General features: G+C 55.8%; 2 protein-coding genes. Both read right to left on the bottom strand.

What is annotated here, in order from left to right:
• A partial coding sequence (locus ABYT07_RS21135) for a F0F1 ATP synthase subunit gamma (protein WP_372993956.1) occupies positions 1-173 on the bottom strand: 173 nt, incomplete at its 3' end.
• A gap of 14 nt (positions 174-187) precedes the next feature.
• The coding region (atpA, locus tag ABYT07_RS21130) for a F0F1 ATP synthase subunit alpha (protein ID WP_372993955.1) at positions 188-1,380 on the bottom strand (1,193 nt) is incomplete at its 5' end.

Below are 1,380 nucleotides of genomic sequence, written 5' to 3'. Positions count from 1 at the left end.
GCGGCCAGCCGCGACATCACAGCGTTAAAACGCTCTGTGTAGGGGCGTGACTGTTCGGCAGCTTCCTGCGCGCGGCGAAGTTTCGCCGCGGCAACCATTTGCATGGCTTTCGTGATCTTGCGGGTGTTCTTCACCGACGCGATCCGGTTTTTTAGGTCCTTGAGGTTTGGCATTTGCCCTCCCTCCCTTAAGCGAAGTCAGCGGCGAAAGATTGGATAGCTGCTTTGATCGAATCTTCCAGCTCACCCTTCACCTTGCGGTCGTTGTTGGTGATGTCAGCCATCAGATCAGCATGCTTGCTGCGCAGATGCGCCAGCAGACCTGCTTCAAAACGGCCAACCTGCTTGACGTCAATCTTGTCAAGGAAGCCGTTTGTACCCGCATAGATCACGCAGACGATTTCTGCGTTGGTCAGCGGCGAATACTGTGGCTGCTTCATCAATTCTGTCAAACGCGCACCACGGTTCAGCAGTTGCTGAGTGGACGCATCAAGGTCTGAACCGAACTGAGCAAAGGCCGCCATTTCGCGGTACTGAGCCAAGGACAATTTAACCGGACCCGCAACCGAGGACATTGCCTTGGTTTGAGCCGAGGAGCCAACGCGCGAAACCGACAAACCGGTGTTCACAGCAGGGCGGATGCCTTGGTAGAACAGTTCGGTTTCAAGGAAGATCTGACCGTCGGTGATCGAAATCACGTTTGTCGGAATAAACGCCGAAACGTCGCCGCCTTGGGTTTCAATGATCGGCAGAGCAGTCAACGAGCCGTTACCAGCCGCATCGCCCAGCTTAGCGGAACGCTCAAGCAACCGGGAGTGAAGATAGAAAACGTCACCTGGGTACGCTTCGCGGCCGGGTGGACGACGCAGCAACAGCGACATCTGACGGTAGGACACAGCCTGCTTGGACAAGTCATCATAGACGATCAAAGCGTGGCGGCCGTTGTCGCGGAAAAATTCCGCCATGGCTGTCGCAGAGTAAGGCGCGAGGTACTGCATTGGTGCAGGTTCGGACGCGGTTGCGGCAACGACGATGGAATATTCAATCGCGCCGGTTTCTTCGAGCTTTTTAACAAGTTGGGCAACAGTCGAACGCTTTTGACCGATCGCAACGTACACGCAGTACATTTTCTTGCTCTCGTCGTCGCCAGCGGCGGTGTTGACTTGCTGTTGGTTCAGGATCGCGTCAAGTGCGACAGCTGTTTTACCAGTCTGACGGTCACCAATGATCAATTCGCGCTGGCCACGGCCAACAGGGATCATCGCGTCAACGGACTTGAGGCCCGTCGCCATTGGTTCGTGAACCGATTTACGTGGGATAATGCCGGGGGCTTTAACATCTGCAAGGCCACGCTCTGTGGATGCGATGGGGCCTTTGCCGT

The organism is Sulfitobacter sp. (assembly GCF_041552635.1).
GTDB lineage: Bacteria > Pseudomonadota > Alphaproteobacteria > Rhodobacterales > Rhodobacteraceae > Sulfitobacter.
This window is presented reverse-complemented; position numbering and strand designations above follow the sequence as displayed.